General features: G+C 56.1%; 10 protein-coding genes. 3 read left to right on the forward strand and 7 right to left on the reverse strand.

From position 1 onward, the window contains the following. Positions 1 to 244 precede the first annotated feature (244 nt). Entirely contained in the window at positions 245 to 2,554 is a 2,310-nt protein-coding gene (locus O1Q98_RS18905; protein ID WP_125259779.1) for a sigma 54-interacting transcriptional regulator, read from the forward strand. Positions 2,555 to 2,610: 56 nt separating this feature from the next. Here the strand turns inward: O1Q98_RS18905 and O1Q98_RS18910 are convergent, their stop codons facing one another. Both O1Q98_RS18910 and O1Q98_RS18915 read right to left on the reverse strand, forming a co-directional pair. Beyond that, positions 2,611 to 3,627 (reverse strand): ParA family protein, encoded by a 1,017-nt coding sequence (locus tag O1Q98_RS18910; RefSeq protein WP_125259778.1) that lies wholly within the window; start codon positions 3,625 to 3,627, stop codon positions 2,611 to 2,613. Then, positions 3,624 to 4,832 carry an ATP-binding protein gene (locus O1Q98_RS18915; protein WP_125259777.1) on the reverse strand — a complete coding sequence of 403 codons (1,209 nt, stop codon included), beginning with the start codon at positions 4,830 to 4,832 and terminating at the stop codon, positions 3,624 to 3,626. The genes O1Q98_RS18910 and O1Q98_RS18915 overlap by 4 nt, the downstream gene beginning before the upstream one ends. Before the next feature lie 265 nt (positions 4,833 to 5,097). On the opposite strand from O1Q98_RS18915, the gene O1Q98_RS18920 reads away from it, so the two are divergent. Both O1Q98_RS18920 and O1Q98_RS18925 read left to right on the forward strand, forming a co-directional pair. Beyond that, positions 5,098 to 6,218 (forward strand): IS3 family transposase gene (locus tag O1Q98_RS18920; RefSeq protein WP_278142463.1). Its coding sequence is split into 2 segments (ribosomal slippage): positions 5,098 to 5,356 and positions 5,356 to 6,218, totalling 1,122 coding nucleotides; the frame shifts between segments, so codons are not numbered across the junction. A gap of 252 nt (positions 6,219 to 6,470) precedes the next feature. Next, complete coding sequence (locus tag O1Q98_RS18925; RefSeq protein WP_125259994.1) at positions 6,471 to 6,659, forward strand: DUF1272 domain-containing protein; 189 nt, start codon at positions 6,471 to 6,473, stop codon at positions 6,657 to 6,659. 100 nt (positions 6,660 to 6,759) lie between these two features. Here the strand turns inward: O1Q98_RS18925 and fdhF are convergent, their stop codons facing one another. The 5 genes from fdhF to O1Q98_RS18950 form a co-directional block, all read right to left on the reverse strand. Further along, positions 6,760 to 8,910: a formate dehydrogenase subunit alpha gene (fdhF, locus tag O1Q98_RS18930; RefSeq protein ID WP_125259993.1), complete on the reverse strand. Its 2,151-nt coding sequence runs from the start codon at positions 8,908 to 8,910 to the stop codon at positions 6,760 to 6,762. Between the two features lie 36 nt (positions 8,911 to 8,946). After that, positions 8,947 to 9,489, reverse strand: coding sequence for a 4Fe-4S dicluster domain-containing protein (locus O1Q98_RS18935; protein WP_125259992.1), 543 nt, complete (start codon positions 9,487 to 9,489; stop codon positions 8,947 to 8,949). A gap of 37 nt (positions 9,490 to 9,526) precedes the next feature. Continuing rightward, on the reverse strand, positions 9,527 to 10,036 hold the full coding sequence (locus O1Q98_RS18940) for a hypothetical protein (protein WP_240632784.1): 510 nt from the start codon (positions 10,034 to 10,036) through the stop codon (positions 9,527 to 9,529). Positions 10,037 to 10,127: 91 nt separating this feature from the next. Then, a complete protein-coding gene (locus O1Q98_RS18945; RefSeq protein ID WP_164513010.1) occupies positions 10,128 to 11,318 on the reverse strand; it encodes an NAD(P)/FAD-dependent oxidoreductase in 1,191 nt (396 codons plus the stop codon). Beyond that, positions 11,284 to 14,361 carry a LodA/GoxA family CTQ-dependent oxidase gene (locus O1Q98_RS18950; RefSeq protein WP_125259990.1) on the reverse strand — a complete coding sequence of 1,026 codons (3,078 nt, stop codon included), beginning with the start codon at positions 14,359 to 14,361 and terminating at the stop codon, positions 11,284 to 11,286. The genes O1Q98_RS18945 and O1Q98_RS18950 overlap by 35 nt, the downstream gene beginning before the upstream one ends. Positions 14,362 to 15,246: the final 885 nt, after the last annotated feature.

The following is a 15,246-nucleotide window of genomic DNA, read 5'->3' on the forward strand; positions in this document are numbered from 1 at the left end:
GGCGCTTATCATTGCGCCAGAATATGTGGCGCTCGCGGAGCGCGTGACGCTGGCTGAAAGTTATACAAACAGGTAAATGGTTCTTATTATAATTCGCCCATGTCGTTCGAATGCTTGTCCGGTGAGCGGTTAGCGGATTTAGCACGATTCAGATCAAGCTATTGGTGAGGTGGCATGTCATTTCGTTGGTGAAGCTTTTACACTATTTCCCCAGCATATCTATGGAGATTAGATTACGGTGGTTATGGCGACACGACTGACAGATTCCCCGTCCCGACTGTCCATTCTGTGGCAGGATGCCTTGCTGAAAGTGTCTCAGACGCTGCTGCAACAGCGTAGCCTGCCTGATTTGCTGCAAGCGCTTGATAGCATGTCGTTTTCCGTGGTGCGTTTTGGCCGCGTAAATTTGCTGCTGCTTGACCCGCTGCACAATCAGATGGCGTTTTATCGTCATGACCGCGCCACGGGTCAGACGCAGCACAGCGATGATGCGCTGTTAATGGCCAGCGGCCCCGGTGCGATAGTGTGGGGCAGCCAGACGCCGTTGCACTGCGATCGTCTGCATTTTCAGCGCGATTTCCCCCAACTGATTGACCAACCCGCCTATTGCGGTTTGAGTGATTACTATCAATGCCCGTTGCGAGGCAGCCACCGGGGGCTGGGTGGCGTGGAGTTTATCAAGACTGACGGCAGCCAGTTTACCGACAGCGAACTGGCGTTTTTCCAGGCGGTCGCTGGCGTGGTGGCGCTGGCGGTGGAAAACATCCATGAGCGCGAACAGGTGCGGCGCGAAGAGGCGCTATTGCGTCATGAGCGCGATCATCTGCGCATTCTGGTGGATGTCACCAATACGGTGATTTCCAAGCTGGAGCTCAAAGCGCTGGCGCTGGAGGTGTCGCGTGAAATACACCGCTTCTTCGGCATCGATTTTATCGCGCTGGTATTAAAAGAGGCGGAAAACGACAGCCGGGCGAAGTATTTCGCGGCGATTTATCCCGATAACCGGGTGCTGCAACCGGGGCAATCCCCCCATGCCGGTGCGCCGAAAACGGTGCAGGGCGAGGTGGATCGCGCCGGAATGCTGGCCGATGAGGTGATGGCGCACAACCAATACCAGTTGATAAGCTGCGATGAGCCTCACAACAGCAGCCAGCCAAGGCCGCTCGGACTGTTTTTTGATAGCGCGTTGTCTCACGCCTGTCTGTTGCCGCTGGCGTTTGGCAACCGGGTGCTGGGGGTGCTGGAACTGGCGCACCGCACCGCGCTGGCGGTCAGTGAGGCTGACTTGCGTCTGCTGCGCCAGATTGCCGCCCGTATCGCGATTGCGCTGGATAACGCACTGGCGTATGAGCAAATCACCCGCATGAAAGACTCGCTGGTGCATGAAAATTTCTACCTGACCGAGCAGTTAACCGAGCACATTCACCAGCGTAGCGGCGATGAGTTTGGCGAGATTATTGGCCGCAGCGCGGCGATTCGTCAGGTGCTGGAGCAGGTGGAAATGGTCGCCGCCAGCGATAGCACGGTGCTGATTTTAGGTGAAACCGGCACCGGGAAAGAGTTGATTGCCCGCGCCATTCATAGCCTGAGCCAGCGTAAGTCACAGCGCATGGTGAAAATGAACTGTGCCGCCATCCCTTCCGGTTTGCTGGAAAGTGACCTGTTTGGCCATGAGAAAGGTGCCTTTACCGGGGCGACCAGCCAGCGGCAGGGGCGCTTTGAACTGGCGGATAACAGCACGCTGTTTCTCGATGAGGTCGGCGATATTCCGCTGGAGCTGCAACCCAAATTATTACGGGTGTTGCAGGAGCGGGAAATTGAACGGCTGGGCGGCAGCAAAGTGATTCCGGTGGATGTGCGGCTGATTGCCGCCACCAATCGCGATCTCAAACAGATGGTGGCAGACAGAGAGTACCGCAGCGATCTCTACTACCGCCTGAATGTATTTCCTATCGTCATCCCGCCATTGCGCGAACGCCCGGAAGATATTCCGCTGCTGGTGAAATTTTTTACCCGCAAAATAGCCCGGCGTATGAACCGTACCATTGATAGCATTCCCAGTGACATGCTGCGCCAGTTAAGCCGCCTGCCGTGGCCCGGCAATGTGCGCGAACTGGAAAATGTGGTGGAGCGTGCGGTGATCCTGACGCGCGGCACCACGCTTAATCTGCATATGGATGAGTTGCAGCACCATTTGTCGCCGCTGGATGTGCCGAAACCGGCCTCGCATCACATAACGGCTCATCCGCTTGCAGCGCATTCTGCTCCGCCCGTACATTCGGCCCCGTCAGCACATTCTGCTCCACCAGCATATTCTGCTCCGCCAGCCTATGCAGCCCCACCAGCGCAGGCGGCCGGGCAGGATGAGCTTCAGCCATCGGCGGGCCAGGGCGAGTCGGAGCGAGATCGCATTATTCGGGTACTGCGTGAAACCAACGGCATCGTGGCGGGCCCGAAAGGGGCGGCGGCGCGACTGGGGCTAAAACGCACCACCTTGCTGTCACGGATGCAGCGTATGGGCATCTCCACCCGGGAAATCGAAGGGATTGCCTGATGTATAAACCGGGGTTGGCGTCACCCGGTTTATGCGTCATTCGTCGTTATCAGCCTTTATATCGTCATACCTATCTGGGCTGCGATTTTAATGGCTAATTGTCGGAAATCTTTTCTTGCATCGCTGACGGCATTGGCATGACTGCCGATAGCGCCGTCGGCGGATGTCAGATTGAAAATGGGTTTGCGGTATTCCTGTGCCATCGGGATCAGACTACGGTAATGTTTGATGGTTGCCAGACAGTAAGGATCGGATTCTTGTTTCATCCCCTGAACAGGGTTCTCATTGAGGACTGCCGCACGATATACCGACGGTATCCGTTGTACCCACTTATCATACGCTTTTACCGGGCGATCCAGGCGTACACCATGCTGTTGACACAGGTAGCCAATGGCCTGCATTTGCCCTGTAGGCAGACTGAAATCAGGATAATTGGCTGACTCAGGACTGTCTTTCCAGTTCTCCAGACGCTTGCGCCAAAGATTCTTCCAGCTTCTGAGAGTTGGCCCTAAGTTGCTCAGGCCTTGCAGTGAAAAGAGATCGGCTCCGAGTGGGATAGCAACATAATCCGTCGCCAGGAGTACCGAGCGATTAATTGCGCCCAGGTTAGGGCCGATATCAACCAGAATAATATCCGCTTGTACTTTTTCGGCGGCCATTTGCATGACCTGCCAAAATGCGGTCAATATCCGCATTGGCCGGTATAAATTGTTATCGGCCATGCTGTTTGGCCATTCAGATGAGAGTGCGTCTTCAAAACCCGATAACGCGACATCTCCAGGCAAAAGGTAAAGATCGGTAGTAATGTTTTGCAGATGTGGCTGAGTAATATCGCCAACTCCCGTCAACGGTTTTATGCATTGGTAAATGGTGGCACTGGAATGGCGGGCGCTCCAGATGTCTTCTATAGCATCTTCATCCAGAAAGGCCGCAGTGAGATTGGCCTGAGGATCCAGATCGGCGATTACCACTCTTTTCCTCAGGCTGGCAAACATCCATGCCAGGTGATAAATCAACGAGGTTTTGCCGACGCCGCCTTTGTTATTGAAGAATGTCAACACCGGAGTGCTCATTGTTTACCTCGCAAAATGCATACCACTGCCGTCTGGTTAGTCTCGAATTCCAGCGGGGGATTACCATTCCTGTCCATTTCCCGTCTGGCTGTCGCGATACCACGGCCGAAAGCTTGTATAAAACCAAATGTCTTTAACACATCGGCAATATTGGGATTTCTATAGTCCGTTACACCGGGTTGACCAAAATTCTCTGACGTGACATTACCGTAGGGCCCGCCGGGACTGTTGATTTCGATACGATCATTAAACCAATACACCCGAATAGGTGCATTGGTACTTTCATACGTTCTGTGTAGCACAGCATTATAAAGAATTTGCTGGAGCGCGGCCTGTGGGTAGGGCGATGAAATCAGATGAGTTGGGCCAGAGGTAATGTCCACAGCCGAGCGATTATGTGCTTTTAACTTTTCTTCTGTTCGACGCAGCATATCGACGATGCTGCCGCTGATCTCTTCTTCATCGATAACCGGGTCAGCCAGTTCTGTGCCGTCTAGACGTAAAAACTGAATATAGGCACCAGGCAGAAAATCTTGCGGGCTCTTGCCAAGCGCCAGCAGGCCTAACACGGTTGGTGTTGTATCGTCAGGGGAGACTATCATCCGGCACGATGCCAGACGCTCTTCATAACTTCGGCCATTTTCCTCCAGCACATCGTCGGCAAACGCCTGCGGCAGGTATTCGCTTTCAAACATCATACGAGACAGGTCATTTAGCCGTGCGATTGGTAACGGATAGATATCAAACGGGAGATTTTTATAACGGCGTTTCTCACTGAGTATCCTTTCTTCCTGTACGTTGGCTATTGAGCGCCGGGGGCCGGTACGTATCCAGATACGGCCTTCGTATTTTACGGGGGGCATATCGGATGGAATGACGGTAACAACCGCCATGTCAGCGTCGTTAAGACGGCGCTTCTCCACGGTTAAAACAGGCAGAGGAAGAATATTCCCGTCCGTTTTCATATCCGCCAGAGACAACAGTAGTTGATCCGTAATGTCGAGATGACTGGGACTGCCGTCGTCCCTGGCTCCAATAAACAGGACGCCAGGGCGATTATAACCGGGGAGATCGTTGGCAAAGGCGCAGACAGCCTGGCGTGCTTTCTTTGGTACATCGCCTTTAAACGTTTCTTTGCGTTCGGCACGGTCAGACTCTGTATCATTTAACAGCGCTAACAGCTCTTCATCGGTTAATCTTTGCATGTTTATACTCCTACAGTGCAAATCGCATTGCCTGACTGTCATTTTCTGATGGCGGATTCAGACGCGATGGGCCGCTATTTACTAACTGGATTTCGTTGTGCTGAGCATAGCATTTGTGGGCTGTCTGCAAAAACTAACTCTCTGGTTCCTCACTTTCCTAAAGGCGCGACTGGGGCTAAAACGCACCACCTTGCTGACCTGCTCCCCATTGATTAATACACCGCGATGTTAGTAATGTCTTCATAAGCCACATGAGGACATCCCCATGAAGAAGCGTTTTTCCGATGAACAGATCATCAGTATCCTCCGCGAGGCTGAAGTCGGCGTTTCAGCCCGGGAGCTCTGCCGTAAGCACGCCATTTCCGACGCCACGTTTTATACCTGGCGTAAGAAGTATGGCGGCGTGGAGGTGCCTGAGGTTAAGCGCCTGAAGTCACTTGAGGAAGAGAACGCCAGACTCAAGAAGCTGCTCGCCGAGGCCATGCTGGATAAGGAGGCGCTTCAGGTGGCTCTTGGGCGAAAGTACTGACGACAGACCAGAAGCGCGAAGTCGTGGTGTTGATGTGTGATGCGACCGGTCTGTCGCAACGTCGTGCCTGCAGACTCACAGGTTTGTCCCTGTCGACCTGCCGCTATGACGCTCAGCGTCCGGCGGCTGATGCCAATTTATCAGGGCGCATTACTGAACTGGCACTGGAGCGCAGGCGTTTTGGCTACCGCCGCATATGGCAGTTACTGCGCCGTGAAGGGCTTCTGGTTAATCACAAGCGCGTGTACCGCCTTTATCATCTGAACGGGCTGGTCGTTAAACGCAGACGTCGTCGTAAAGGGCTTGCAACAGAACGTCTGCCGCTGCTCCGCCCGGCGGCGCCCAACATGACCTGGTCGATGGATTTCGTCATGGATGCGCTGGCTACCGGTCGCAGGATCAAGTGCCTTACCTGCGTCGATGACTTCACAAAGGAATGCCTGACGGTCACTGTTGCCTTCGGGATTTCAGGCGTGCAGGTCACGCGTATTCTGGACAGCATTGCGCTGTTTCGCGGCTATCCGGCTACGATAAGAACCGATCAGGGCCCGGAGTTTACCTGCCGCGCGCTCGAACAGTGGGCCTTTGAGCATGGAGTGGAGTTGCGACTTATCCAGCCCGGCAAGCCGACACAGAACGGATTTATTGAGAGTTTTAACGGACGCTTTCGCGATGAATGCCTGAATGAACACGGGTTCAGCGACGTCAGTCATGCCAGGAAAACCATCAGCGAATGGCGTCAGGATTATAACGAATGTCGCCCGCACTCCACGCTGAATTATCAGACGCCGTCTGAATTTGCAGCGAGCTGGAGAAAGGGTAATTCTGAGAGTGAAGGAGCCGACATTACTAACTGAGTTTTGTATTTAATCCCGGGGGCAGGTCATTGCTGTCACGGATGCAGCGTATGGGCATCTCCACCCGGGAAATCGAAGGGATTGCCTGATGCGCCAGGTGCGGCGTCGGTGTGTTGAAACCGGCGCGCGCAGTCCTTTACCTGCATGACGCTGTTCTGTTTTGGCCTGTCGGTCTGGTGCGATATTGTGTCAGGATGAGGGCCAGAATAAAGGTGTCAGGATGGTGGCGGATAACTGTGGAGGAGAGAGACGATGTTGGCGATGAAACCCTATTGTGAATGCTGCGAAAAACCGTTGCCGTTGATGGCTGAGGACGCACGGATTTGCTCGTTTGAATGCACGTTTTGCGCGTCATGCGCCACGCAGCGGTTAGCCGGGAAATGCCCGAACTGCGGCGGCGAGCTGGTAAAACGGCCTACCCGACGCGCGGATAAGCCGTGAATGACCGGTCAGCCGCAGGCGGCTGACCCAGCATGTCGTTTGGGCGGCACCCGCGACACCGTGCAGATATGTGGTGTGTCGCGGGCGCAGCCGGTCGGTATTAACCGGCGACTTCAGCTTCTTTACGCAGCCGGGCTTTCAGTGCGCTGTACTCCTGTTGCACGTAGTTCTCCGCCCAGTGCTGGTCGGCAATCGGCTCGAGTTTCACCGCACAGTGCTTGTATTCCGGCGTTTTGGCGATCGGGTCAACTTCATCGAGCGTCAGCTCGTTACAGGCACCAATCCACCACTGGTAGGTCATGTACACCGCGCCTTTGTTGATGCGCTCGCTGACCATCGCCCGGCTGATGACTTTGCCGCGACGCGACGCCACCCAGGTCAATTGCTGATCGCGAATACCGAGTGCGGCGGCATCTTCCGGGTTCATCTGCACGTAGCCGGGTTCATCGGCCAGGGTTTGCAGCGCCGTACAGTTACCGGTCATGGAGCGGCAGGAGTAGTGGCCGACTTCACGCACGGTAGAGAGCACCAGCGGGTAGTCGGCGTCGGTCAGCTCCATCGGCGGGTGCCATTCTGTTGCAAACAGCAGCCCTTTACCGTTCGGGCGGTCAAACTTGTTACCCTCGTACAACCACGGTGTGCCGGGGCTGTCTTCGGTAGTACATGGCCACGGTATATAGCCAAGACCGGCCATTTTATCGTAGGTCGCGCCGTAGTAGAGCGGGCACAGATGACGCAACTCATCCCAGATCTCCTGGGTGTTGTTGTAGTGCATCGGGTAGCCCATTGCCGTCGCCATCAGGCTGATGATTTCCCAGTCCGGTTTCACGTTGCCCTGTGCTTCAACCGCTTTATAGAAGCGCTGGAAGCCACGGTCGGCCGCAGAATACACCCCTTCATGTTCACCCCATGAGGTGGCCGGGAAGATAACGTCGGCCACGGCCGCCGTTTTGGTCATGAAGATATCCTGGACTATCAGCAAATCCAGCTGGTTGAAGGTTTCGCGCACCACCGACAAATCCGGTTCGGTTTGCAGCGGGTCTTCCCCCATCAGGTAGTTAGCCCTGATTTTGCCTTCTTTAATTTTGTGCGGCACATCGGTCAGCGAATAGCCGATACGATCGGACAGCGACGGCACGCCCCAGGCTTTGGCAAATTTCTCGCGCACGTCGGCATCGGTGACTTTCTGGTAGCCGGGGAACTGGTTGGGCAGCGCGCCCATGTCGCAGGCACCCTGCACGTTGTTTTGACCGCGCACCGGGCCCACACCCACATTCGGGCGGCCCAGATTGCCGGTCAGCAGCGCCAGGCCAGACAACCCTTTCACCACATCCACACCCTGCGTCCACTGGGTAACGCCCATGCCCCACAGAATGGTGGCGGACGGCGCGGCGGCATACATGCGGATAGCCTTGCGGATAAGCTGCGGGTCAAGGCCGGTGATGTCAGCGACATATTCCGGGGTATATTTCGCCACTATCTCGCGGTATTCCTCAAACCCTTCGGTGTGCTGCGCCACGAAATTGGTGTTGTACAGCCCTTCGTTAATCAGCACGTTGGCAAATGCGTTGACCAGCGCCATGTTGGAGCCGTTTTTCAGCGGCAGCCACAGGTCGGCGATGCGGGCGGTTTCGATGTGGCGTGGGTCGCAGACGATGATTTTCGCTCCGCGCTCTTTGGCCTTGATGATGCGGCGCGCCACAATCGGGTGGGAATCGGCGGCGTTGTAGCCGAACACCAAAATGCACTCGGTGTTTTCGATTTCACAAATCGAGTTACTCATGGCACCGTTACCCAGCGTCACCTGCAAGCCGGAAACGGACGGGCCGTGGCACACGCGGGCACAACAGTCGATGTTGTTGGTGCCGGTGACGGCGCGGGCAAATTTTTGCATCACGTAGTTGGTTTCGTTACCTGGCCCACGTGATGAGCCGGTATGCATGATGGCATCCGGGCCGTATTTCTCTTTGATGGCCAGCAGGCGAGAGCTGGCAAATTCGATAGCCTCTTCCCAGGACACCACTTCAAACGGCGCGCCTTTTTGACGGCGGATCATCGGCTGTTTCAGGCGTGGGGTCAGCAACTTGGTATCGTTGAGGAAATCCCAGCCGTAGTAGCCTTTTAAGCACAGCTCGCCTTCGTTGGTGAGGCCGTTGGCGCCTTCTGCGCCGACCACTTTGCCATTTTCCACCAACAGGTTGATTTTACAGCCCGACCCACAATAAGGGCAGACGGTGATTACTTTCTGCATGACATTGCTCTCCTTCATCGTACCGCTCGGGCACGGTCAGAATTTTATTTCCACGGCTTCATCGAGTGCGGCACGCCGCTGTTTACGTTGGATCATGTCCTGAATGTCGTCCCGGCTTATCATGCGCAGGGCCTTGGTCGGGCAGACTTCGATACAGGCCGGGCCATTGGCGCGCCCTTCACACAGGTCACACTTGTGCGCTTCAGCCTTGATGCAGTTACCCAGCGTTTGATAATGGCTGATGCGGGCCACCGGTTTACTGATCACCGTCATGGCACCGTAAGGGCAGGCCACCACGCAGGTTTTACAGCCGATGCATTTTTCCTGTTGCACCTGAATATGGTCGCCAGCATGCACGATAGCGCCATTCGGACAGACGTTCGCGCAGGGGGCGTCTTCACAGTGACGACATTGAATCGTGGTACTGACATTCAGCCCCTTCACCACTTTCAGGCGTGGCGCGAAATGTTCCGCCGACAGCGATGACGGATGGCCGTCATTGTGTGCCAATACACAGGCAACTTCGCAGGTGCGGCAGCCAATACATTTCCTGGGGTCTGCTAAAACGAACCGGTTCATGACAAGATCTCCTTGCGCGGCTCAGAGGGTCTAAGGGTTATGTCGAGGGCAGCGCCGCCGACACATCGCCATAGACAAAGCAGGGTTTATGCCAGAATGAAGGCTTATGGTTTAATGATTTGATTTTTAATGAATTAAAGAATTTAAGAAGAAAAAATGCCCTGACGTTTCTCAGGATGTCGAGTGTCGTAATGCGGCTATCGGCAGATTTGACGATGGCGGATGACACGCAGATAAAACCAGCGGCAGCCAGACGGCTGACAAACGTATTAAGTCCAGGACGACGCCTCTTTTCGGCGTCAAAAACTGTGCTGAGGTGGGCGACTTCGCCGGGTGAACCGCATGGATGCGGCGAAAGCCCGTGCCGTGTTGGGAACACGTCACGGGCGGCCCGAACCGCGAAGGCGAACGCCGAAGGGACCGCGAAGCGGCACAGTTTAGCCACCAGCCAGAGGTCAAGGAGAGGTGGCGCTTGCACCTCTCCTTGTCGTGCGAGCGATGAAGCTGCAAAGAAATAACACCGTTTATCCCGCACGACATGCTTCACTGACCGGACAAACTTCACCCGTCACAACACAATATCGCTGTTTGTCAACAGCCTCAGCCCGCTGTGACACGGGTTGTCAGTGCAAGAGCAGTTAACGGTGAATACGTACAGCGCGCTGTTGGGTCTGCCAGTAGTCATGCTGGCGGTAGCGCAGCTCGCGGGTATAGAACAATTGCCGGGTTTGCTGATTGACGGCGAACACCCGCATGACCTGCTGGCGGTAATCGTCCAGCGCCTGCGCGCGCTGCGCGGGCTGGTGCAGGCAGGCGAGGGCGGCCTCGGCACCGCGAATGCCGCTGTAGAGCGCAAAAAAGATGCCCTGAGAAGAGAGCGGGTCGAACGAAAGCGCGGCATCGCCGACGGCCAGCCAGTTCTCCCCGGCGGCATGTGGCGTCAGCGTGACGCTGGCATCGCAGGCGTTGAGTTTTTGCGGGCGCGGGATTGCCTTGAGCGAGGCGGGCAACACGCCGCTGGCGTGGCAGGCAGCGCGAAACGCCTCAGGGTGGCGAGTGAGCGCCATCACCGCACGGGGTAAGCCGTGAAAGGCTACCACCCGTAACCCTTGCGGCAAGCGTGCGCTGTACCACCAGCCGTCCGCCACCGATTTAATCCGGGTGCTGTCATCCCGGTCATCATGCAGGCCGTTGAGCCAGCCGACGGCGGCCAACTGTTGGCTGAGTTTGACCGGCCTGGCACCCAGACGGCGGCCAGCCCAGCAGTGACGCCCGGTGGCGTCAATCAAAAAGTCGGCTTCGATAACCGGCAGCGCATCGTCTCCGGCGCTGCCCGCAGGCGGGTCGCAGAAGGTCAGCCGGTGGCCTGACCCCAGCGGGGTCAGGCTGTGGCCGTGGCCGAACAGCGTTGCTACGCCTTGCGTGCGGGCATGGGCCAGCAGCATGGCATCAAAGCGGTGGCGCAGCAGGTGCCAGCCGCCGCCCTCCGGGTTATAGAGCGCGTCTTTGTACGTCCAGTTATCTTCCCCCCAGGCCGATACCGTGGCACTGCACCCGAGAAATGCGTCCGGGGTGAGCAGTGACTCCAGCGAGGCGATACCCAGGCGGCGCAACAGCCGCAGCGCCGCCCCCGGTAGCGATTCACCCGCCTTAAGCTGATGGCCGGTCTCTTGCCCGACCAGCACGGTGTCAACACCGGCCTGCGCCAGTACGCAGGCCGCTGCAATACCTGCCGGGCCGTTGCCCAGTACCACGACGCGCGGGCGCAGCACGCGGGGTGACGAGCGTGCGGGATTAACTGCTGCGCAGTTTGATGGTGGCAAAGGCATTACGGTGCTCCTCGTTAAACCATCCGGCTTCCGCCAGCAACCGGTCATGGAAGCCCAGCCGCACATAGCGTTCAGTAAAGATACGGTGCGCCTCTTCCAGCTCGCCCTCTTTGGCGACCGTCAGGTTTTCCACATACAAGAATTCGGGCAGCCAGCTTAAATCCGCCGGGCGAGGACGCGCCTCCAGAATGCCCAGCTCGCCGAAATGCGCAATCATGTACATCATTTGCTCCGGTGCCGGGTTCTGGCTGGGCAACTGGCGTAACCACGACGGGCGGTTATGGAAGGCGGCAATGCGTTCATCCAGAGGTTTGCGCGTGTCGCACAGGGTTTCATAGTCAATCAGCGTCAGCACCTGATTTGGCACATGCGCCGGCCAGTAGGTCGGCAAATACGGGTCATACTCCATATCGTAACCGGAACGGCAATAGGCGGTGTCGCCCTGCCAGGGTACGGCCATCCAGCGCGTTAAATCACCGGGGCCTTGCGCGTAGAGCGGGCCGTTGATGCGCAGCACATCGGTTTGCGTCAGGGTGCTGCCATAATCCGGCTCGCCGCTGCCGGGCACGCGCTCGCGAATGCGATAGGGCGCGCGGAACAGCGAAGCATGGCGTATCGGCCAGGTCAGCTCACAGCCGGGGTGGAAGGCATCGGCCAGGCAGAAGTGCATAGCGGCGCGGTCAAGCATTTCCGGCTGATGCTGGAGCGGCACTTGTGCCAGCGTGTGGGGCTGCGGCTCCTCGGGCGCGTAGTCATCAATAAAATCGCCCTTCACCCAGCTTGAGAGCAGGTAGTCATAGTAGGCCGGTAGGCGCAGATAGGTCTGTGCCTCCACTGCGCTGGCTTCGCTCGGATCGCTATAGCCAAAGGTGTCGCCATACTGCCACGGCCAGCCGTTCAGATCTTGATCCTGCCCGAACGCCGAGCGGAAGCTGTTGTACACGGTGCGGCGCAGTTCGCCATAAGGGTCGGGGTAGAGGCTGCTTTCGGGCGCGAAGGACAGCTTGCGCATCAGGGCGGCATCATTGAAATTCATCGGGCCGTCAGCGCCAAACATCGCCGAAATGCCTTTATTCACCCATTGCAGATTGCTGATGCGCTCAAGAATGGGGCGAATGTGCGTGTTGAAAGACACCTGCTCCGGCAGCGACATCATGCCCGCCTGAATGTAGACGCTGCGCAGCAGGTCATCCAGCGTGCGCCAGCTGGTTAAGTCCGGGGCGTAGTTCGGCGGTGCCGAGAATACCCAGGCGGCATCGGCCGTAAAATCTTTGTCGCCTATGGTCACTTTGGCGTGAACCGGGCCGTCGGCGATGTCGTCATACCAACCGGCGGCGTTATTAAAGCTGGTGGGGTGGCTTGGCACGTACACCGGTTTATTTTCCGGGCTGGCGGAAACGCCGTAGCCGGGCAGCACCAGCAGGCGGCCAACGGCGTCGGTACGCAGCTCGCCAAGGTAGACCGGCGTGCCCTGGAAATTGCCCGTCAGGGCAAAGCTGCCGTCCTGCATACTCAGGCCGCTGATGCGTTTTTCACCGGGGTCGATACACAGCGCCGCGCGATCGCTGCCGGTGACATCCGGGTTACGCAGCGGCACCGTCAGGTTGCAGGTTGCGGGCAAATCCATCGCCGCATTGAATTCAAACCACTGCGCCTTGCGGTTCGCCAGATGTACTGACCACTCAATCTGGCTGTTGTGGCTTTGCTGAATTTCGCCGACCACATTGCCGTACTGGTCATACCCATACAGGCGAAAGCGCGCCGCCTGACGTTTCATCGCGCCGCCTTCGTCACGGGTTTGGCCAAATTCGGTGCGCGCCGGGTGCGTCACTTCCGGGCCTATCGTGTAATCGTTCTGGCTGTTGCCAACGCGCATCACGCCGATACCGGGGTGAATGCGCACCTGGGTGATGCGGGCTATTTGCTCGTCAGAGAGCGCCTGCGGTTGCTCTGGCGCTTTATGGTGCGGGAACGGGCAACTGGGGTTTTTAATCTGGGGTTCACCCGGCGCGCTGGGTTCGCTGACCGGTTGGTCGTTTTGCCTGCGCCGGTAATCGGCACTGGCCTGATACACCACCATACGGGCTTCGGCAAGGCTGCCGACCGGGCGGTTGGCGTGCGGCACCCGGCCAATATTAAAGGCCAGCCAGTCGCCGTAAATCGCCTGTTCTTGCTGGCGAATATCCTGGGCTGGCAACACAATGGTGGCGACAGGTACCGGTTTGGCGATTTTCTCATCCCAGATGACCGTGGCCTTATCCAGCGGGAAATGCTCATCAAGGTAGGCGTCGCCATATTGGGCGGCGTCCGGGCGCGGCTGAATAAAAATCTCCAGCGTCACGTCGCCTTTTAACAGCCGGGCGGCCAGATCGGTGGCCAGAAAGTTCGGGTCGTTGATGTCCGGGTCATCGGCGAAAGTGGAGGTGCCGGGCGACAGAATATATTTGCAGTAGGTGTCGCCTAACTGAAACGGCACCACGCTCCACAGGCGGGTTTCCAGCACCGAGCGGATGGGTTTGGCCATGTCATCAAGCAGTTGGTTGGTGGCCGGTGCGAAGCGGCGCACCCATTCATTGCCCCAGCCTTCGAAGCTGGCTTTGGTGAATTCACACATCTGGCGCGCGTTATCAACAAAGAAGAACGGCACATTCTGTAACAGCAGGTCGGCGGTGTTTTCACCGTCATCACTGACCACTTTCTTACCGGGGACATCAAAAATCTTGATGCCGATACCGATGGTGCTCTCCCAGTCCGGGCGGCCATCGGCCAGGTCTGACGAATAACGCACATAAACCGGATGCTGGCTGCCGGGTTGGGCAAACAGCCCGTGCTGTAACGGAGCCGGAATGTCGGGATGAAACGTCAGGGCACCTTTGATAATCCCGTGGGTACGCAGAAAGACCGGGCGACGCGCCGGGCATTGCCCCTGCGCCACGCGCCGTTTGGCTGTCATATCCACGAACATATGTTGCAGGCAGGCAATCGGGTCATCGCAACTGCACGTGGTGGTTAATTTCTCCTGCTCATCATAAAGGCTTCGCATCAATAGTTATCCTGAATTATGGAAAAAGAGAGGGGAACCCGAATAGCAATAAACGGGTGCGACCTGTTAAGAGAGACGTGAATCTTTATATTTTGCGTTGCAGACTCAGAACTATTTCAGACGCGGGGACGCGTCGCGGCCTGCATTATCCGCCCAGCAGAGTGATAGCCATTATGACGTGCAGGGAAATGACTTACTTTAATAGTAAGATCAAACCAAACACCATGGTAATGGCAAACCACACGGTAACAATCATTGAAACACCTAAGGTAAATAACATGCCAGCCATCCATGCCAGTAAACGGTATCCCTATTTTAGAGCGGCTTATTTTACACTGACTGAGCGCCATGATTTGATTGCGATTGCAGAGTAATAAAATACGCAATAGCATGATCAATCTCACATTTTTGGCGCGCTTCAGTTAGCCATAAGCTTTAAAAAAATAATTCATCATTAACATTTAAGCAACATCGAGGGGTAATAAAAAATTAAACCGCGTGATAAAGTCACTTAGTGGAGTATTAATGGTGATAATTGGCTTTATTGCATTTTATTATTCTGTTAATTATTAAATTAATGGTATTTAATACTAATTTTGTGCTGGTATGCGCTGAGGTGTTCAATACGATTTTCGCTGAAGCGTGCGCTGATATGAACGCCGGGTAATGGCAATGTTATTAGCGATGTTATTAGCGCCGTGGCTGGCGTTGGCGGCCATGCGGCATATGGCGTAACAGAAAAATACCGTGCTTATTATTGATTAACCCAATAAATTCCGGGTTGGAAATAATCGTAACGATAGTGTGGGGATAGTAATATTCTCAGTGTGTTTATTGTGGTGAATAATATTCTCTCACTGTTATTGCCGTTATTTTTCTCGCCAG

The organism is Dickeya lacustris (assembly GCF_029635795.1).
GTDB classification, from domain to species: domain Bacteria; phylum Pseudomonadota; class Gammaproteobacteria; order Enterobacterales; family Enterobacteriaceae; genus Dickeya; species Dickeya lacustris.